This window comes from uncultured Hymenobacter sp., from assembly GCF_964242765.1.
Lineage (GTDB): Bacteria > Bacteroidota > Bacteroidia > Cytophagales > Hymenobacteraceae > Hymenobacter.
Genome location: NZ_CAXTBM010000006.1, coordinates 41,845 through 59,653, shown reverse-complemented (window position 1 = coordinate 59,653; position 17,809 = coordinate 41,845). Strand labels below are relative to the sequence as shown.

Below are 17,809 nucleotides of genomic sequence, written 5' to 3'. Positions count from 1 at the left end.
AGCGTACTTATCGAACTGCTGGCCGTGCCTGGTTTTGTCGCCGAAATAAGGCGTACAGACAGGGCTGCGCGGTGCCATCGGGGAACAACTCCGTGTACTCGCACTCTTGCTGTAAGCTGTAGTCCTCGCCCATAAAGGCGACTAGTTGTTCTAACTCGTAAGGCTGCACGGACATATCGCCCAAATGGGTGGCGCCACCGGGCTTGCAGACGCTGAGCAACACCCAGCTTTGCCCCCGCTGCGTCATCTGGTTTAGCGTGTTGCGGTAGGCTAGCTGTTGAGTTGGCAGGGTCAGCACGCGCAGCATGGCTCGGTCGTGCCACAGCTGGACCGTTTCGAGGGCGGGTAGCTGCCGGGCACAGGTCACGTCGTCGACCAGCCATAATACGTGGTCGTTTTGCGGCGGCGTGAACTGCCGGGCATGCGCTGCCACGGCACCCGCGCTGACGTCGACACCAATCAGGTTCGTATAGCCCTGGTTCAGCAACACGTCGACAAAGGAGGAGGCCCCGGCTCCCAAATCGAGCAACGGAGCATCCAGGGGCAGGCGCGTGCACTCAAGTAGACGCAGCGCCACCTCATTGGCACAGGCACTGTGCCCTGGGGGAGGGAGGGAAGAAGGCATGGCGGCTATACGAGGATGCGAAAAAACAGATTCGGCGGCCTGCTCCCTCCCCACCAGTCCGAGCTTTTATTCCATCTGGCTTTGCCGTAGTTCCCTGCGTAGTGCCGACCACAAAGGAAGCGCGCCGGAGTCAGCGCTTCAACAACTACGGCCCTCAATCAAGCTAAATGGGTGCCCCTACTCCACCAACGACACGCGCACTTTCTTGCCTTTCACTTTGGCCCCGAGCAGGCGCTGCACCACATCGGGAGCCATCTGGCGCGGCACGGCCACGTAGCTGTAGTAGTCGAACACTTCAATGTGGCCGACCTGCTCGCGGGTGACACCGCCCACATTCACGAAGGCGCCGACCAAGTCGTGGGCACTGATTTTATCCTTTTTACCAGCCGTAACGTGGAGAGTCACGTTTTCGGGCTTGGGGGCTTTGGGGGCGGCGGGCGGCAGCTTGGGCGCTTTCATGTCGCGCCACTGGATGCTGGCCGCCACGGGCCATTTCTGCACGTGCGCTTGCTCTTTGGGTGTGGCCAGCAGGTGGGCCGTGCCCTCGGCGCCGGCGCGGGCCGTCCGGCCTGCCCGGTGCTGGAAGCTGTCGGCTTTGTCGGGGGCGTCGTATTGCACCACGGTGTCGAGTAGGGTTACGTCGAGGCCGCGGGCGGCTACGTCGGTGGCTACCAGCACTTGGCTGGAGCCGTTGCGAAGCTTGAGCAGCGCTTTATCCCGTTCGGGCTGAGGCATTTTGCCGTGCAGCAGTTCGGCCGACACTTCGCGCCCTTGCAGGAAGCGCGCTAGCTCGGCGCACTTTTCGCGGGTGTTGCAGAAGATGAGGGCCCGGCCGGTTTCGGGTTGGCGCAACAGGTGCAGTAAGGCCGCCGGTTTCAACTCGCTCGGGCCTACGTGGCCCAGCAAGGTCAAACTTTCGGGCAGCCGGTCCTCGTCTTCCCCCAGGTTTATCACGCGGGGGCGAGTCAGGTTCTTCCGAATCAATTCCAGCACCTTGTCGGACATAGTAGCCGAGAACAGCAGCGTTTGGCGGCGGCGGGGCAGGCGTTTAACAATCTCCACCAGCTCGTCTTGGAAACCGAGTTCCAACAGCTTGTCAGCCTCGTCGAGCACCAACGTTTTCAACTGGTTCGGGATGATGGTGCGCCGCTCGAAGTGGTCGAGCAAACGGCCGGGCGTAGCTACCACTACATGCGGCGCCTGCTTAAGCGAGGAAGTTTCTTCGCGGAAGGCGTGGCCACCGTAAAAAGCAGCAATGCGCAGATTGGGCAAAAACTTGCCCAACCGCTTGAGGGCGTCGCGCACTTGCAGCGCCAGCTCCCGGGCCGGCACCAGCACAATCATCTGCACGGCATCATTCTTCAAATCAACCTGTTGCAACAGGCCAAGACCATAGGCGGCCGTCTTGCCGGAACCGGTGGGCGCCTGGCCGGCCACGTCCTGCCCATCCAGCGTGAGGGGCAATACTTGCTCCTGCACGGGCGTGGGCGTAGTGAACTGGAGTTCTTCCAGGGCTTGCAGAAGGGCGGGCGCGAGGCCAAGGTCAGCGAAAGAGGGCATGAGGCTATATTTTTTGCAAAGGTACGCCCTTGCGGGGGACCTCACCCCTAGCCCCTCTCCAAAAGAAAGGGGGACTAGCTTTTAGTTTTTTATTTTTAGCTCTAACTGCTTCCTACCTGATAACCTCGGGTAGTTTCCAACTGCTTAGCTCTAGCTGTTGGCGGATAGTTTGCAGTACTTGCGGCAGAGCGTGGACAACCTGGTGATGGCTGAATCTTAGTGGCGCATAGCCTAACGCCCGCAATTCGTGCGTGCGGCCCGTGTCGTATTCCACTTGCTCGGCTTCTTGATGCACTTCGCCGTCAACTTTCACAATCAGCTTTGCGCTAAGACAGACAAAGTCCACGATAAACCCACTGATGGCGTGCTGCTGGCGAAACTTAAAGCCATTCAGCTTTTGCCCGTGTAGCTCCTGCCAAAGCAGATTCTCGGCTTTCGTTGACACTTTGCGGTTAGCCCGCGCATAAGTCTTCAGCTTTCCCGCCGCTTTATATCCGTCGTAAATACGTGCTCCTGCGCGCCAGACAGTGTTATTCTGGCTATCGTCGTTAGCGGTGATACTCCTGCTTACTTGTCTCTCGCTATAAAATAGTAATAATAGCAACCTCTTAGCCTGCGTCTGGCCCCCCCTCTCTTTTATTCCGCGCATCAGGCGGCGAAAGGGGGCCAGCCCCGGAGGGGTCCCGTGAGGTCCGCCGGCTGCCTTGGTACAGCTCGTACTTCAACAAGCGGCAATCGATGGGGCCGTTGAAGAGGGGAATACGGCGTGACGCTTTCAGGCCCACGCGCTTGGCGGCTTCCAGGTTGCCGGTGAAGACGTAGGCGTCGTAGCCGGGAAAGCCGGATTTGAGCGTATCACCAATGGTTTTGTAGAGGGCATCCATTTCCGCTTCTTCGCCAATTCGCTCGCCGTAGGGCGGGTTCATCACCACCAGGCCCGGTTCCCCCTTGGGGGCGGTGGCATCCTTCACGTCGCGCACAGCGAGGCGAATGAAATCCTCCAAGCCAGCCGCCGACACGTTTTCGCGGGCCAAATCAATGTACTCAGCGGAAATATCGGAGCCGACGATGAGGGCCTGCGGCTCTTCGAGGCGGGCTTGTTCGGCGTCGAGGCGCACGGAATCCCACAGGGCCTGGTCGAAATCCGGCCAGTTCTGGAAGCTGAATTTGCCTTGATGATACAGGCCCGGCGCAATACGTTGGGCAATCAGGGCCGCTTCGGTGAGAATGGTGCCCGAGCCGCACATGGGGTCAACGAGCGTTTTGTGGCCGTCCCAATCGGCGAGCAGCAGGATGCCCGCGGCCAGGATTTCGTTGAGCGGGGCCACGTTGGTTTGCTGACGGTAGCCGCGCCGGTGCAAGGAGTCGCCGCTGGAATCGAGGCTCAGTACCACCTCGTTTTCAATCATGTGCAGGTGCAACCGAATATCGGGGTTCTTCACATCCACGCTGGGCCGCTCGCCAGTGCGGTTGCGGAACTGATCCACAATGGCATCCTTGGTGAGCTGGGCCACGAAGAGCGAGTGCTCCAAGTTGGATTTGTTGACGACGGCCGTAATGGCAAAGGTCTGGTCGGGTTGGATGTAGTCGGCCCAGTTGATGCGGCCGGCTTCCCGGTAGAGCGTTTTCTCGTCGGGTGCGTAGAAGCCGGCGAAGGGCCGCAGGATGCGGATGGCGGTGCGGCACCACAGGTTGGCTTCGTAGCAAAGCTGCATGTCGCCGCTGAATTCTACGGCCCGCTGGCCTACTTTATCAATGGTGGCGCCGAGCTGGTGCAGTTCTTCCGCCAGTACTTCTTCGAGGCCAAACTGGGTGGTGGCCGTCATGTAGAACGGAGCGGAGCGGCGAGATGGGGCCATGCAAGTGCGTAGTGAGGTGAAGCCGCAAAGGTCGGTATTAGTAGCGGGCAACCTAGGCGTCAGGGCAGAAAACTCGTACTTGGGTGCAGTCCTGTTCCTGTTCCCTCCTTGTATGGCCCGCGGTTCTTTTCTCTTCGACCCCAACAAAAGCTCCCTGTTTTATCTGGCCTTGTTTGTGAGCTTGATGCTGCTTGGCCTCACGGCATCAGAAGCCATGGGCGGGCACTACTCTATTATTGGCAGCGTAGCTTCGTTTCTGGGGCTATTTGTAGCCTTCCAGAGCTGGAAAGCCGCCGACGACGCCTCGCGCAATGCCGACAAGGCGCTTGAAGAAATGCAGCAGCTGGCGCAGGAAACCCGCCAACTAGTGGAAAGAAGCACGGCAGTGGAAGAGCAAATCAAAACGGCCGTCACCACTATCAGCGACGCCACCCGCGAGCTATACAAAGGGTTTCAGCCGATTATGACGGAGGTTCGGAAGTTTTTAGCGGAAGCCGAAAACAGCAAGTATTTGGCCCTGATGACGGATTCGGCAGCCATTGGCACATTTTACGCCCGCCATCATCAGCCGGCGCTCAACCAGCGGGAACTGGACGCCCTCACCAACCAGATTCACGATTTGCTGCTCGCGCGTGCCCGCGATGCCCGCGAATTTTACATGGCCACGCTGGCCGCCGCCGAAACCCCCGAAGCCTTCCCTCCCGCCCAAGACCACAACGGTCTGTTTCATCACTACGTGCAGGGCGTGTGGCAGCAGTTTCACCCCGATGCGCCCATCACGGCCGACACCTGGGACGAGCACCGCGCGCAACACGTAGCTACGCTGCACCAGCTGCAAGAAACCTTCGCCTCCCTCTCCGACCACCGCGAGCAGAAAGCGGCCGGCCTGCCCTTGCACCGCACACTACCCGTGCTGCCGCTGCAACTCTTCATCCGCTTCAATGCCGAATCGCACGAGCCATTTCGGGCCCTGGTGGTGTTCTTAGGCCAGTATAACCTCGACCGGGTAGCCGATGCCCGCGCCATGCAAACCACCGACCCAGAGCTGGTCCGCACCTTCATCAGCATGTTCGAAAGCCTCACCAGCCTCGACGACACGCCCGCGTATCAGGCGTTGCGGAAGCAGTTTCCGCTGTGAGGAATAGTAAAGTAGTAGGGTTGCTCTGTCGTTTGTAGCGATGATGTCCGTTATAAATCATTGAGCCCTATGGATGTTATAACGGCGAATAAATATCTTGATGTGATTTCTTAACTGTGAAAACGACCTAGTAATTGAGCACACACGCTCTTTGGAATTCCTAGCTCTATGAACTTGTCAGAACAAATAGCAAAGCAATTCAGAGAGGTTTATTTCGGAGGAAACTGGACTGCCGTAAACTTGAAAGAGAGTTTGGCTAACGTAACCTGGCAACAAGCTACAACCAAGGTTCACTCGTTCAATACTATCGCCGCTCTCGTTTACCACACAACGTACTACGTAAGCGCCGTTCTGAAGGTACTTGAAGGAAAACCGCTTGAAGCTAAGGATGCCTACAGCTTCAACCACCTCCCAATTCTCACTCCCGAAGACTGGGAGAAATTATTAAGTGAGACCTGGACCGATGCCGAACACTTTGCCTGCTTGGTAGAACTGCTGCCAGAAAGCACGCTCTGGGAAAACTTCTCGGATCAGAAGTACGGGAGTTACTACCGAAATATTCAGGGTATTATCGAGCATACCCACTACCATTTAGGACAAATAATTCTGATAAAGAAAATGCTTTTACTGGCTGATGAGAATTGATATACTGCCTGCCACTGGCGCAGTTTCACCTATGGTCTGCGCTAGTGGCCTATTGATTATTTCGGGAGATTCTCCCCGCTGCCTCCCAAGCTATTTTCTTCTCCTGCGCTGGCCTAAAGCCAGCTTTTCTTTTTCCTGCCTATTTTGCCGGTATGGCTACTCCTCTCACCACCCCTTCTCCTACCGATACCTCCGCTCCCGCCCGCAGCTACGCGCTGCCGATGGTGGCCATGACGGCCCTGTTCTTTTTGTTCGGGGCCGTCACCAATTTCAACGATGTGCTCATGCCCTACCTCAAGGACGTGTGCCAGCTCACCGATTTGCAGTCGTCGGCGGTGCAATCGGCATTTTTTGGGGCGTATTTTCTGATGTCGTTGCCGGCGGGTTGGGTGCTGAAACGGCTGGGCTACCAGCGCGGTATTGTGGCGGGTTTGCTGGTCATGGCGGTGGGGGCGCTCTTGTTCGTGCCGGCCGCCAACACCCGCGCCTTCGGGCTGTTCCTGACGGCGCTGGCAGTGCTGGGCGCGGGTATCACGCTGCTGCAAGTGGCCGCCAACCCCTACGTGAGTGTGCTGGGGCCGGCCCGCTCGGCGGCGGCGCGGGTCAGCATCGTGGGCGTGGCCAACAACTTTGGCGGCGCGCTTTCGCCGCTGGTGGGCGGGCTGGTGCTGTTTGGCGGTTCGGTGGCGCTCAAGGCCCGGCTGGCGGCGCTGCCGCTGGCCCAACGCCTGGGAGAGGAATCACAGCTGGTAAAAGCGCCGTATCTGGGGCTGGCGGCGTTTCTGGTGCTGTTGGCGGGTTTGTTCTTTTTCGTGGTGAAGCTGCCGGAAATCGAGAGCCTGCCCGTAGAGGAAGAAACGCGCGGGGCTGAACGGGACGAAGAGGGTCATCTGCGGATTGTGCGCCGAAAAAGCGCCCTGGAGTTCCCGCATCTGCTGCTGGGCATTGGGGCTATTTTCGTGTATGTGGGCGTGGAAGTCGGGCTCGGCTCGTTTCTAATTCGCTACGGCGAAGCGCAGGGCATTCAGCAGCTTTCCGCTTTCACCCAAAGCCTGGTGCGCGGCTTGAACGTGGCCACCAACTACGCCATTACCCTTTTCGGCCAATCCCCGGCGCCCATTGACACCACGGCCGGTTTCACGAAGGCCGTGGGCGCGGTGCTGGTATCGTCGTACTGGTTTGGTTCGTTGGTGGGCCGGGTGGTGGGCATTCCGCTGCTCCTCAAGTTTCACAACCGCGCCTTGCTGGTGGCGGTGTGCGCGGCCGGCGTGGCACTGGTGGGGGCTTCCATTATGAGCAGCGGCGAAACGGCGCTGTGGCTTGTCGTGCTTTGCGGTTTGATGAACTCTATTATGTGGCCGGTTATCTTTCCGTTGGCCATTACGGGGCTCGGGCGTTTCACCAAGCAAGGCTCGTCGTATCTGGTTATGGCCATTGTGGGCGGCGCCATTATTCCGCCCCTCATGGGCTGGTTGGCTACGCACGGCGGCGGGCTCCGGGTAGCCTTTGTGGTGCCTTTGCTGTGCTACGCTTATTTGCTGTTCTACTCGCTGAGTGGATACCGGGTGCGGTAAGCCGTAGCGCGAAGCCTTGGCTTCGCGTATCATTGCCCGACTGTCGTTGCGCATAAACCACTTCAGCAACGCTACGCGAAGCCAAGGCTTCGCGCTACAGCCTATCTTTGCCTCATGCTCGAACACAACGTTTCCCTTCGGCCCTACAATACTTTCAATCTGGAGGTGAAGGCCCGGCTGTTTGCCCGCTTCACTTCCACCGATGAACTGCGGGCCTTGCTGGCCCTGCCCGAAGTGCAGCAAACAGAACAACTAATCCTTGGGGGAGGGTCCAACTTACTTTTCACCAAGGATTTCGATGGCGTGGTGCTGAAAAATGAAATCCGCGGCCTAGAGGTTATCAGCCAGGACGAGGACACCGCGCTGGTGCGGGCGCTCGCCGGCGAGTCGTGGCACGGGCTGGTGCAGTATGCCCTAGATCAGGAGTTGAGCGGCATCGAGAATCTGTCGTTGATTCCGGGTACGGTGGGCGCGGCGCCCTTGCAGAACATTGGGGCGTATGGCGCGGAGCTGAAAGACACCTTCGAGGAACTGGAAGCACTGGAAACTGCCACCGGCCAGCTGCGCACGTTTTCAGTGGAAGAATGCGGCTTTGGCTACCGGGAAAGCGTGTTTAAGGGGCCACTCAAAAACCAGTACATCGTCACGAGCGTGGTGCTGCGCCTGCACCGCCGGGCCCAAACCAACGTGAGCTACGGCGCCATTCAAACCACCTTGCAGGACCTAGGCATCACCGACGAGCCCACGCCCCGCCACGTGAGTGAGGCCGTCGTGCACATCCGCCGTAGCAAGCTCCCCGACCCCGCCGAAATCGGTAACGCGGGCTCGTTTTTCAAAAACCCGGAAGTTTCCCAGCACAAATACGACGAGTTGAAGGCGCTCTACCCCGATCTACCCGGCTATCCTGTACCCGGCGGCGTGAAGGTGCCTGCGGCCTGGCTGATTGAGCAGTGCGGCTGGAAAGGTCTGCGCCGCGGCCCCCACGGCGTCCACGACCGGCAGGCGCTGGTGCTCGTCAACCACGGCGGCGCGCAAGGCCAGGACATCCGGGATTTGGCCTTTGAAATTATTGCGTCGGTGCGCGAGAAGTTTGGGGTGGAGCTACATCCCGAAGTGAATATTATGTAGCGGGTTTTCGCAAGGCCTTCCTGCTGAGCCTGCTAGCTAGGCCCGCGTTGCTACCAGTAGCTCACGTAGCGTAACCGGCCGCGTAGCATCGGAACAGGCGCACTTCTTGAATGGTCAGGAAGCTTTTTGTTGCTTCCAGCGCCGTTCGCGCCACTGCTGTTGCTGTGTTTCGTCCTGAAACGTCCAGGCTACAAGGCGGCTAACTTTCTGACCCTGGCTCATATCTATCGTTTTTACGTCCACGGCGTTGGCTTGCTTGAGGAAGTGGTAAGCGCTCGGCAACGTCTCCTTTTTGGAAATAAGGGAGGTGAACCACAACACCCGTGCGGCCAGCGGGGCACTTTGCTCTACCATGTGCCGCACAAAAGCTTCTTCGCCGCCCTCGTACCAAAGCTCGGTGTTTTTGCCGCCAAAGTTGGGCGAAGGCTCCAGGGAGTGGGCATGCCCCAGGTTGCGGGTTTTGCGCTGGTTGCTGGCGGCGGCTTCTTCGGCCGAAGCATGAAACGGCGGGTTGCAGACCGTTAAATCAAACTCTTCCCGCGGCTTTACTATGCCCTCAAAGATGTCCTGCGCGTGATTCTGCAACCGAAAGTCGATGCGCCCGGCCAGCACCGGGTTGGCGGCCACCATGTGCTTGGCCGCTCGAATAGCCACCGGATCAATGTCGGAGCCGACGAAGCGCCAGTTGTACTCCCGCGTCCCGATAATGGGATACACGCAGTTGGCGCCCACGCCAACATCGAGCACGTGCACTGACTTACCGCGCGGCACCTCTTCCCCGTTGCGAGTTGCCAGCAGATCAGCGGCGTAGTGGATATAATCGGCGCGACCGGGAATGGGCGGGCAGAGGTAGCCCGCCGGAATATCCCAGTTCGCAACGCCGTAAAACTGCTTCAGCAGCGCTTTATTCAGGGCTTTTACCGCGGCCGGGTCAGCAAAGTCGATGCTTTCGTCGTTGTAGGTATTGCGCGTCACGAAGGGCGCGAGGTCGGGACTATGCGCTATGAGTTGCGGGAAATCGTAGCGGGCGGCGTGGCGGTTGCGGGTGTGCAAAATGCGGTTGGAAAAAGGTAAAATCAGTATCGGGCTACAACTGCGTGGCGGCCGGCTGGTTGCGGTGGCGCCAGTTGGCTACCGCCCCCAGGAGCAATGACAAGAGCAAAAAGACCAGCAGTACCAGCATGCTATTGACCAGCACCTGCCGGTATCCCAGCGCCTCCACATCCACAAACGGATACGGATAGAAACGAGTAGCCAGCCCGTGCCACAGCGTGTACGCCAAGTAAACTGCAGGATACACCAGCCAATACGGCAGCGTCCGCAGCTTCACCGGCCGCCCCGACACGAACCAGAGCCAGTAGCCCAGCATGTACAAAGGTACGAGGCCGTGAATGATGTTGTCGGCCACGCGCCCCCACTCACTTAACGGCACCAACCCGCGCAGCACCGCTTGGTACACCACCCCCACTACCAGAATATACACCGTAACGGCCGTCCCGACCTCGGCCCGACCAGCAAAACGCCCCAGTTTGGTGGTGGTTCCGAGGCTAGCTGCCAGGAAATACAGCGCCACCAACGCATTGGTGAGAATAGTGAAGTAGCTGAAAAACCGGATTACCGTTTCCAGCGCTGGCAGTTGCCGGTTGGCGAAGGTTAGGTAGAACTGCAAGCCGATACCCAGTAGTCCTAAAGCCGCGCCGCCCAGGGCTGGCATAGTTGTTCTACGCAACTCATTCATAGCTTATTATTGTCGCTAAGCCCTGCCACAAGCATTAATATAGACACAATTCAATACCTGCAAAAAAAGTCACCCCTCCACTTGCCTTAGCGAATGGAGGGGTGGCTTCAAATAGACGCTTATGTAAGCAAAAGGAAAGCTACTTCAGCACGGCTACCGTGGCGCCGTCGCCACCCCGGTCGGCGTGCTCGTCGGCTACGCTGGCCACCTGGCGGGTGCGGTGCAGGTAGTCGCGCACCACTTGGCGGAGTACCCCGTTGCCGCGGCCGTGCAGAAACTTGATTTCCGGCACGCCCAGCATCACGGCATCATCCACGTAGGCCATGACTTTGTTGAGGGCATCTTCGGCCCGCTCGCCGCGCAAATCCAGCGTCGGGCTGAAGTTCGACATCTTGCCAGTGGTATCGAAGCCGGAATACTGCGCCGGTGCCTTACGGGCCGCTTCCTTTTCCCGCTCCCGGATTTCGTTGCGCGTGAGCTTTTCGAGCTGGTTGACCTTGACGATGGTTTTCATGCCCCCGAAGCTTACCTCGGCCGTCTTGCCTTTCACGCTCATCAGTTCGCCGTAGCCTTCCTGCCCGATCAGGGCCACTTTGTCGCCCAGCTTCAGCGTGCCGGGTTCGGCTAGCTCCCGCGTGCCCTTGGGTTTGGGCGGCTCGATTTGCAGCTTTTCGCGCACGAACGTATCCAGCTTGCCGCGGGCTTCTTTGGTGCGCTCCTTGTCGGCCTGGCCCAGGCGGATTTCCTGGATGGTCGCTTCGATCTGCTGGTTGGTGTCCTTGAGCAGGGCCTTAGCCTTCTGTTTGGCATCACGCAGCACGTCGAGCGTGGTATCGTCGAGGTACTTCTTGAGGTCCTGGTACTCCTGCGCCGCTTTTTTGAGGCGCCGCTCCTGCTTGATGGCTTCGGCGGTGCGCGCTTCGAGGTCGGTTTTCTCTTTTTCGAGGCCTTCCAACAGCCGGTCGTAGCGGATCTTGTCTTTGCCGACGAGCTGCGTGGCCCGTTCCACAATCTGCTTGGGCAAGCCAATTTTGCGGGCAATTTCAATGGCAAACGACGAGCCGGGCTTGCCGATTTCCAAGCGGTAGAGGGGCTGCAACTGCTCGGGGTCGTAGCGCATGGCCCCATTCACGATGCCGGGCGTGCGCTCAGCGAAGTTCTTGAGGTTGGTGTAGTGCGTGGTGATGACGCCGAAGCTGCGCGTCCGGTTTAGCTGCTCCAGCACCGATTCGGCAATGGCGCCGCCTAGCATCGGCTCGGTGCCCGTGCCGAATTCGTCGATGAGCACCAGGCTGCGCTTGTTGGCCAGCGTCACGAATTGCTTCATGCTAAGTAAGTGCGAGGAATACGTGCTCAAGTCGTTTTCCAGGCTCTGCTCGTCGCCGATGTCGAGGAAGATGTCGTCGAACATGCCCGCCTCCGAGTTTTCGCCTGCCGGTATCAGCAAGCCGCACTGAAGCATGTACTGCACCAAGCCCACCGTCTTCATGGTCACCGACTTCCCCCCGGCGTTTGGTCCCGAAATCAACAGGATGCGCTGCTCGTAATTCAGCTCCATATCGAGCGGTACCACTTCGCGCGGGTCGTCTTTGGCGTGCTTCTGGAAAGTAAGAAACAACAACGGATGCCGCACCTGTTTCCAGTGCGCCAGCGGCCGGGCACTCAGCGTGGGCAAGGTAGCTTCTAGCTGCAACGCCAGCCGCGCCTTGGCCCGAATGAAATCCAGCAAGCCCAGATACTGGTACGCCTTGCGCAAATCCGGGATGTGCGGCCGCAACTGGTCGGTGAGGGCCGTCAAGATTCGGATTAGCTCGCGCTGATACGCATTTTCCAGGTCCTTGATGTCGTTGTTTAGCTCGAACACCGCCTCCGGCTCGATGTAGACGGTTTGCCCCGAAGCTGATTCATCGTGAATCAACCCCTTCACTCGCCGCTTATGCTCGGCAACGACGGGCAGCACAAGGCGGCCGCCGCGGATGGTGGGCTCGGCATCACCGGGCACCCAACCCTCCGATTTGGCATGGCGCAGGATGCCCGCAATCTGCTTGCGCAGCTGCACCTGCCGCGCAATCAGCTCCTGCCGGATCTGGCTCAGCAGCGGCGAGGCATTGTCGCGCACCGCGCCTTCGTCGTCCACTACTTTATCCAGGGCCGCCAGCAAGTTGCGGTCAACCTGCACGCCAATACCGAGCAGGCGCAAGGTCGGGTAGAGCTCTTCGGCCGCTTGGCTGAAGAAGGTAAGGGCCTGCCGAATCGTGCGCAAGCTCATCTTCACGGCGAAGAAAGCCGCTACATCCAGGTAGGCGCCGGGCAAACTAGCCCGCACCAGTTGCGGATTTACGTCGTGGTAGTGCTGGCTCGGAAAATCGGCGCCGCTGTGGAGCAGGCCGCGGAATTCATCGGTTTGGAGCAGGAGCTTCTCTAGCTGATCGTGCTTGGTTTGGAACGTCATCTTGGCCACAAACTGGCGGCCCAAAGCGCTCAGACACATAGATTCCAGCATCTCGCGCAGTTGCGCGAAGCCTATTTTCTGCTCGAAGTTGGTAGGGAGAATCAAATCAGGTAGTTGGTAACAGGTAAGCGGTATTCAGATTAGATTGTAAAGATAAACAGTTGAAAAGGCGGGAAAGATTCAGTGGAGTTAATAAACCTCGCCCTACACTCATAGCCACACTTTGCTTCTGGCTCGTCGAGCATTCCACCAGGCGCTCAAATAAGCAAGGCCATTTCCATACATCATAAATACTGAGCCTGTCTTTCCAGTTTTGATTCCGCGCAGTAGTAGATAACCAGTGAGATATAGCAACGACACCACAACTATCCAACCCAAGATGTTAGCTATCGGTTTCTCGAAAAAGGTCTTTTCGCGCTTGATAATTACTTGATCTGATGCGTCAACAGTAGAAAATAAAGCTATTCGCTGCATTTCAAAGTCAGCCGCCAATACTTCTATATCATCTTTTGCGCACAAAGCACCTTGGTGTCTTAATACTACTTTCTGACCTGAATGAAGGCGAAATATCAAATGTTTGTTTTCATTGTAATTATGATAAGCATAAGAGGCAATCTGATTCAATGGAATCTGCTGAACCGCAACTGACGGAGAGGCTTGGATAAGCAATGTTTCTGCCGTTAAAGTCACAATAAGTTTCTTCCTCGCTACTTTCTTTAGCAAATAATAACCAAGAGCACCACAAACGCTAGTCCAGGCTAGGAGGAATATTATGGGAACACCAATGGTTTTACGCACTAATACTATACCACCAAAATACAGGAGCAAACCACCAACAAGAATTGCAATAGATATCCACGGTCGTATGAACCGAATTGTGTAGTTCTTCATACATAGTTAGTTGTCCCCTATTAATATTACATCTCGCCTTCCACTCCTAGCCCGAATAGCGCGAAGTCGTACTTCACGGGGTCGGTGGGGTCGAAGGTGCGCAGGTGGGCGGTGAGGTCTTCGGCGGCCAGCCAGTCCATCTGCTTGCGTTCCAGCAAACCCAGGCGGCGCGCCACGCGCTCCACGTGCACGTCGCAGGGGCAGATTAGCTCGCTCATCGGCAGGCGGGTCCAGAGGCCGAAATCAACGCCTCGGTCGTCTTGTCTTACCATCCAGCGCAAATACATGTTCACGCGCTTGCAGGCCGAGCCGCGGGCGGGCGTGGCCACATGCTTGCGGGTGCGTTGCGGCGCGTCGGGCAAACTGAAGAACAGATTATGAAAGGTTGAGAGCCGCTCCTTTTGCGTGTTGCCGATGAGGAAGCCGTCTTCCAGCGTGTCGTGGCTGGTGTAGAACCAGCGCAGCCAGTGCACGAAGTACAGCAGGTCGGTGTCGCAGAAGGTGCGGTGGCAGAAACCGAGCAGGCGCTTCAGGTCCTCGTCGGAGTGCTGGGTGACAAACTGGTAGGGCGCATCATCCATGCGGCGCATCAGCTCGTGGCATTTGCTGATGATGGTCGGCCGCCGACCCCAGGCTAGCAGCGCCGCAAACAACCCGCTGATTTCCACGTCCTGCCGCTGCGTGAAGCGGTGCGGGATGCTGATAGGGTCGTTGACGACGAAGGCCGGGCGGTTGTAGTGGTCGTACTGCTCCTCCAGCAGAGTACGAACCTGAGCGTGGTTCATTGTTGAAAGCAAGATAGAAGTGAGGAGGTAAAATAGTCAGTGACGACGTGGTGTCAAGAAAGCCCGTTCAGTACTATTTTTCTTTGTTAGGGCTCTGCAAAGGCGCAACTAAACTCATCGGTCATGCTGCGCGGGGTTGAAGCATGAGAGATACTTTGGCAACGTGAGCAGGCGAGATACTTCGGTAAGCAGACGCCGGAGCAAGCAGGACGACCTTGCGTTTTAGGACGCAGCCCAACAAAGCAAAACCAGTAAGAGGTGAAACCTGCGTTCTGGAAGCTAGTCAAGCGTCAGAACGAAAGGCTCACCTCTTACTTCTTGCAACTTATTTCTCGGCTACGGCACGTAGCTGGTTTCGACGCGGAAGCGGGCATCGGGCGTGGCTAGGCGCTGCACGGCGCGGGGCGAGAGACGCACCAGGATGTTGTTGTTTTCGCCGGTGTTGGGCAGCACCCCAATCACGCGCACGTACACCGACTGTCCGTTCATGATGTTGCGCACCTGCATAATGGTACCCACGGCCGCCGTTTTGTGCAGGGCCAAGTACTTGTCGGTGTTGCTGTTGGCAATGCTGGTCGCTAAGCCGCTCTCCGTTACCCGGCGCACAATTTCACTGGCCCGCTCCGGAGCCCGCTCTTCCTCTTTCTCGGGGAGGACAGGCGCTACGGTTGACGTGGTAGCGGTATCCCGGGGACGCTCATTCTGGGCGGACTGCTCTGGGCGAGTAGGAGTTGGCCGAACGGGCGTAGGCGTAGAAACCGGCGCGGGGTTTGGCGCGGGATTGGCGGGTGCCGCTGCTACTGCGGGCTCCCGGGTAACGGGTGCGGCGGGCTTAGGCGCGGGCGTTGCAGGGCGGGCTGGTGCCGCCGCAGCGCGCGATATGAAAATCGTTTGGCCTATGCGCACGTTGTAGCTGGGGGCGAAACCGTTGAGCTGTGCCAGCGCCTGCGGCGTGGTGCCGTATTGCCGAGCAATAGAAAACAAAGTTTGGCCGGCAACTACTTTGTGCACGCGGTTGCCGCGAGTAGCAGGGGGCAATGTGCGCACGGCACCGGTTGCGGCGGGCGCCTTGGCTGGGGCGGCCTGCTTGGGGGCGGCTGGGTTGGGCATTACGGCCCGCTCACGCGGCACCAGCACCACCTGCCCCGTTACCAGAGCGCCTTGGAGGCCAGTGTTAGCTTCCACAATTTGCTCGACGGGCACTTTATAACGGCGCGACAGACCGTAGAGCGTTTCGCCGGGCGCCACCCGGTGCTTGATAAGCATTTTGTTGTTGCGGTACTCCACCCCAATAGAATCGGGAGGAGCAACGAAACCCGGAATTGCCAGAGCCGAGAAACCAGAAAACACAAGCGCGACGGACAGCAAGGAAAATCGAAACATAAAACAAACCAGCCGAAGCCAGCGGCAACCAGAAAAATCCAAAGAAAACCATGCAAAGCCGGGAGTACCCCGGCGTGAGTTATAATCAGCCAAAAAGCCTAAACGCCCTGGCGCAGAAACTCTGCCGAAAGTTAGGGATTCGGGCGCAGTCCTGTGCCTGGATATGACGACGGAAATTTTTTATTGCTTGTTTTGCTGATTATCCTGCTCTTCTTCCTCTCCTCATGCACGCCATCGGCATTATTCCCGCCCGTTACGCTTCCACCCGCCTGCCCGGCAAGCCGTTAATTGACTTGGGCGGTAAGTCCATGATTCGGCGCGTAGTAGAGCAGGCCCGCCGCTCTAGTTTAAGCCGGGTGGTAGTGGCCACCGACGACGAGCGAATTCAGCGCCACGTAGAAAGTTTCGGGGGCGAGGCCTTGCTCACGGCCGCCAATCACCCCAGTGGCACCGACCGAGTGCGCGACGCTTACCAGCAGCTTGCTGTTTCGGCCGACTGCATTATCAATATTCAGGGGGATGAGCCGTTCATCCACCCCGCTCAGATTGATGCCTTGGTGCAGCTTTTCAACCGTTCCAACCCGCCGCAACTAGCCACCCTAGTAAAACCAGTGGTCAGCGACGAAGAGCTGTTCAGCCCGCACCTGCCTAAAGTTGTGCTCGATACGCAGGGCTACGCCATGTATTTCAGCCGCCACCCGCTGCCCTATCAGCGCCAGTACCCATCCGCCGACTGGCTGCTGCATCACCGCTACCTGCGCCACATCGGGCTTTATGCCTACCGCCCCGACGTGCTGGAAGAAATCACGCAGCTTTCCCCTTCGCCGCTGGAGCTGGCCGAAAGCTTGGAACAGTTGCGGTGGCTGGAAAACGGCTACCGTATCCTGACGGCCGAAACCGAGCTAGCGACCCTCGGCATCGACACCCCGGAGGACGTGGAGAGAGCCCTCATGCAACTGAAAGCAAACGGCGAGGAAGTAAGCAGCTAGTTGTTCAAGGGCTGCCCCGCCGATTGCAGCTCAACTGTATCCTCATTGCTTTCGGCCTTTCGTGCTACGTGCTGCTCAGCCGTGTCGCGCTGCTCTTCTTGCATTTCCTTGGACAGAAAGAAGTTGAGGGCTGTCCGAATGACAGCTACTGCCCCGAGCTTGCCGATCTGGTCCCAGCTGGGCGCAATGGCCGTGGAGAGAATGTCGGCGCCCAACTGAAATTCCAAAGCCAGCGCCAGATACCGGGCCAAGGTGAGGCGGATGGCCGTGAAGTCGGCGGTGCGGCGCGCCAGCAAGGCTTGCGTGAAAAGCTTGGCCGCTAGCAAAATGCCGATGGCAATGGTGAGGGCACCAATGGTTTCCACTCCCAGCTTCAGCCATTGCACCACCGTTACGACGCCAGTTTCGGCCTGAGAAAACAAAGTAACGGGCTCAGTGGGCATGTATTTCCGGAAAATGACGGGAGCAGGAAGTGTTGCTGAGTAACGAAGACAAGCTACTATATATAGATACCTAGAGCCTCGCCACAACTCGGCTACTACCACTACCCACCAGCAACGCATACGCAGCCGACCGTGACGAGGTAATGCGGAGCACCAATCTGTTCTACCCGCCGGCTTTCTTGGCTTTGTATTTCTGCTCGAGCAGTACGGCCAGCACTTTGTCGCGGAAGTCGCCTTGAATCAAAACTTCGCCGTCTTTGGCATTGCCTCCCACACCGCACTTGGTCTTGAGCAGCTTGCTCAGCGCCTGCAAATCGGCATCCTGCCCCACGAAGCCGGTAACGAGCGTTACTTGCTTGCCGCCTCTGGATTTCTTGTCGAGCTGCACGCGCAAATTCTGCTGTTGCGGGGGCAGCGTAGTAACTTCCTGGTCGCCGGTAGACTGGTATTCGAAATCTGGATTAGTGGAGTACACCACTCCTTCCCGGCGGTTTTTATCGGCTTTCATGAGTGAAGTTGTGAAGGATGAAGTTGCAAAGTTGCCGTTTAATCGGTGCATACGGACTAATAGGCTACCGGCAACTCACAAATTCGCCTTC

The 17,809-nt window shown here is 58.1% G+C and carries 17 protein-coding genes; 5 read left to right on the top strand and 12 right to left on the bottom strand.

The features are described from left to right. Positions 1-7 precede the first annotated feature (7 nt). The 4 genes from ACFE7X_RS03965 to ACFE7X_RS03950 form a co-directional block, all read right to left on the bottom strand. Entirely contained in the window at positions 8-625 is a 618-nt protein-coding gene (locus ACFE7X_RS03965) for a class I SAM-dependent methyltransferase (RefSeq protein ID WP_375434361.1), read from the bottom strand. Positions 626-802: 177 nt separating this feature from the next. Continuing rightward, a complete protein-coding gene (locus ACFE7X_RS03960; protein WP_375434360.1) occupies positions 803-2,185 on the bottom strand; it encodes a DEAD/DEAH box helicase in 1,383 nt (460 codons plus the stop codon). A 112-nt stretch (positions 2,186-2,297) separates the two neighbouring features. Then, complete coding sequence (locus tag ACFE7X_RS03955; protein ID WP_375434416.1) at positions 2,298-2,660, bottom strand: endonuclease domain-containing protein; 363 nt, start codon at positions 2,658-2,660, stop codon at positions 2,298-2,300. A gap of 133 nt (positions 2,661-2,793) precedes the next feature. Further along, a complete protein-coding gene (locus tag ACFE7X_RS03950) occupies positions 2,794-4,044 on the bottom strand; it encodes a class I SAM-dependent RNA methyltransferase (protein WP_375434359.1) in 1,251 nt (416 codons plus the stop codon). A gap of 112 nt (positions 4,045-4,156) precedes the next feature. Here ACFE7X_RS03950 and ACFE7X_RS03945 point away from each other — a divergent pair, with 112 nt between their 5' ends. The 4 genes from ACFE7X_RS03945 to murB all read left to right on the top strand — a co-directional run bounded on the left by ACFE7X_RS03945 (position 4,157) and on the right by murB (position 8,529). After that, entirely contained in the window at positions 4,157-5,182 is a 1,026-nt protein-coding gene (locus tag ACFE7X_RS03945; RefSeq protein ID WP_375434358.1) for a hypothetical protein, read from the top strand. 168 nt (positions 5,183-5,350) lie between these two features. Continuing rightward, positions 5,351-5,827, top strand: a complete 477-nt coding sequence (locus ACFE7X_RS03940) for a hypothetical protein (protein ID WP_375434357.1) — start codon at positions 5,351-5,353, stop codon at positions 5,825-5,827. A gap of 152 nt (positions 5,828-5,979) precedes the next feature. Continuing rightward, positions 5,980-7,401, top strand: coding sequence for a sugar MFS transporter (locus ACFE7X_RS03935; protein ID WP_375434356.1), 1,422 nt, complete (start codon positions 5,980-5,982; stop codon positions 7,399-7,401). Positions 7,402-7,515: 114 nt separating this feature from the next. Continuing rightward, a complete protein-coding gene (murB, locus tag ACFE7X_RS03930; protein ID WP_375434355.1) occupies positions 7,516-8,529 on the top strand; it encodes a UDP-N-acetylmuramate dehydrogenase in 1,014 nt (337 codons plus the stop codon). Positions 8,530-8,643: 114 nt separating this feature from the next. Here murB and rlmF read toward each other — a convergent pair whose 3' ends face one another. The 6 genes from rlmF to ACFE7X_RS03900 all read right to left on the bottom strand — a co-directional run bounded on the left by rlmF (position 8,644) and on the right by ACFE7X_RS03900 (position 15,778). After that, positions 8,644-9,582: a 23S rRNA (adenine(1618)-N(6))-methyltransferase RlmF gene (gene rlmF / locus ACFE7X_RS03925; protein ID WP_375434354.1), complete on the bottom strand. Its 939-nt coding sequence runs from the start codon at positions 9,580-9,582 to the stop codon at positions 8,644-8,646. A gap of 34 nt (positions 9,583-9,616) precedes the next feature. Then, positions 9,617-10,258, bottom strand: coding sequence for a Pr6Pr family membrane protein (locus tag ACFE7X_RS03920; RefSeq protein ID WP_375434353.1), 642 nt, complete (start codon positions 10,256-10,258; stop codon positions 9,617-9,619). A 148-nt stretch (positions 10,259-10,406) separates the two neighbouring features. Then, complete coding sequence (locus ACFE7X_RS03915) at positions 10,407-12,824, bottom strand: endonuclease MutS2 (RefSeq protein ID WP_375434352.1); 2,418 nt, start codon at positions 12,822-12,824, stop codon at positions 10,407-10,409. A gap of 105 nt (positions 12,825-12,929) precedes the next feature. Next, positions 12,930-13,610, bottom strand: a complete 681-nt coding sequence (locus tag ACFE7X_RS03910) for a hypothetical protein (protein WP_375434351.1) — start codon at positions 13,608-13,610, stop codon at positions 12,930-12,932. Positions 13,611-13,636: 26 nt separating this feature from the next. Beyond that, positions 13,637-14,395 (bottom strand): TIGR02757 family protein, encoded by a 759-nt coding sequence (locus ACFE7X_RS03905; RefSeq protein ID WP_375434350.1) that lies wholly within the window; start codon positions 14,393-14,395, stop codon positions 13,637-13,639. Between the two features lie 336 nt (positions 14,396-14,731). Further along, positions 14,732-15,778 carry a LysM peptidoglycan-binding domain-containing protein gene (locus ACFE7X_RS03900; protein WP_375434349.1) on the bottom strand — a complete coding sequence of 349 codons (1,047 nt, stop codon included), beginning with the start codon at positions 15,776-15,778 and terminating at the stop codon, positions 14,732-14,734. Between the two features lie 224 nt (positions 15,779-16,002). On the opposite strand from ACFE7X_RS03900, the gene kdsB reads away from it, so the two are divergent. Beyond that, positions 16,003-16,767, top strand: a complete 765-nt coding sequence (kdsB, locus tag ACFE7X_RS03895; RefSeq protein ID WP_375434348.1) for a 3-deoxy-manno-octulosonate cytidylyltransferase — start codon at positions 16,003-16,005, stop codon at positions 16,765-16,767. Here the strand turns inward: kdsB and ACFE7X_RS03890 are convergent. Both ACFE7X_RS03890 and ACFE7X_RS03885 read right to left on the bottom strand, forming a co-directional pair. After that, positions 16,764-17,210 (bottom strand): DUF1622 domain-containing protein, encoded by a 447-nt coding sequence (locus ACFE7X_RS03890; protein WP_375434347.1) that lies wholly within the window; start codon positions 17,208-17,210, stop codon positions 16,764-16,766. The genes kdsB and ACFE7X_RS03890 overlap by 4 nt on opposite strands. Positions 17,211-17,373: 163 nt before the next feature. After that, on the bottom strand, positions 17,374-17,718 hold the full coding sequence (locus ACFE7X_RS03885; RefSeq protein ID WP_375434346.1) for a translation initiation factor: 345 nt from the start codon (positions 17,716-17,718) through the stop codon (positions 17,374-17,376). Positions 17,719-17,809 lie beyond the last annotated feature (91 nt).

What these genes read in the sequence shown, in the direction of transcription:
- ACFE7X_RS03950 (WP_375434359.1), bottom strand. Translation starts at nt 4,044, where the DNA reads ATGGCCCCATCTCGCCGCTCCGCTCCGTTCTACATGACGGCCACCACC.
- ACFE7X_RS03890 (WP_375434347.1), bottom strand. Translation starts at nt 17,210, where the DNA reads ATGCCCACTGAGCCCGTTACTTTGTTTTCTCAGGCCGAAACTGGCGTC.
- ACFE7X_RS03940 (WP_375434357.1), top strand. Translation starts at nt 5,351, where the DNA reads ATGAACTTGTCAGAACAAATAGCAAAGCAATTCAGAGAGGTTTATTTC.
- ACFE7X_RS03935 (WP_375434356.1), top strand. Translation starts at nt 5,980, where the DNA reads ATGGCTACTCCTCTCACCACCCCTTCTCCTACCGATACCTCCGCTCCC.
- ACFE7X_RS03965 (WP_375434361.1), bottom strand. Translation starts at nt 625, where the DNA reads ATGCCTTCTTCCCTCCCTCCCCCAGGGCACAGTGCCTGTGCCAATGAG.
- ACFE7X_RS03900 (WP_375434349.1), bottom strand. Translation starts at nt 15,778, where the DNA reads ATGTTTCGATTTTCCTTGCTGTCCGTCGCGCTTGTGTTTTCTGGTTTC.
- ACFE7X_RS03910 (WP_375434351.1), bottom strand. Translation starts at nt 13,610, where the DNA reads ATGAAGAACTACACAATTCGGTTCATACGACCGTGGATATCTATTGCA.
- murB (WP_375434355.1), top strand. Translation starts at nt 7,516, where the DNA reads ATGCTCGAACACAACGTTTCCCTTCGGCCCTACAATACTTTCAATCTG.
- kdsB (WP_375434348.1), top strand. Translation starts at nt 16,003, where the DNA reads ATGCACGCCATCGGCATTATTCCCGCCCGTTACGCTTCCACCCGCCTG.
- ACFE7X_RS03960 (WP_375434360.1), bottom strand. Translation starts at nt 2,185, where the DNA reads ATGCCCTCTTTCGCTGACCTTGGCCTCGCGCCCGCCCTTCTGCAAGCC.
- ACFE7X_RS03945 (WP_375434358.1), top strand. Translation starts at nt 4,157, where the DNA reads ATGGCCCGCGGTTCTTTTCTCTTCGACCCCAACAAAAGCTCCCTGTTT.
- ACFE7X_RS03885 (WP_375434346.1), bottom strand. Translation starts at nt 17,718, where the DNA reads ATGAAAGCCGATAAAAACCGCCGGGAAGGAGTGGTGTACTCCACTAAT.
- ACFE7X_RS03905 (WP_375434350.1), bottom strand. Translation starts at nt 14,395, where the DNA reads ATGAACCACGCTCAGGTTCGTACTCTGCTGGAGGAGCAGTACGACCAC.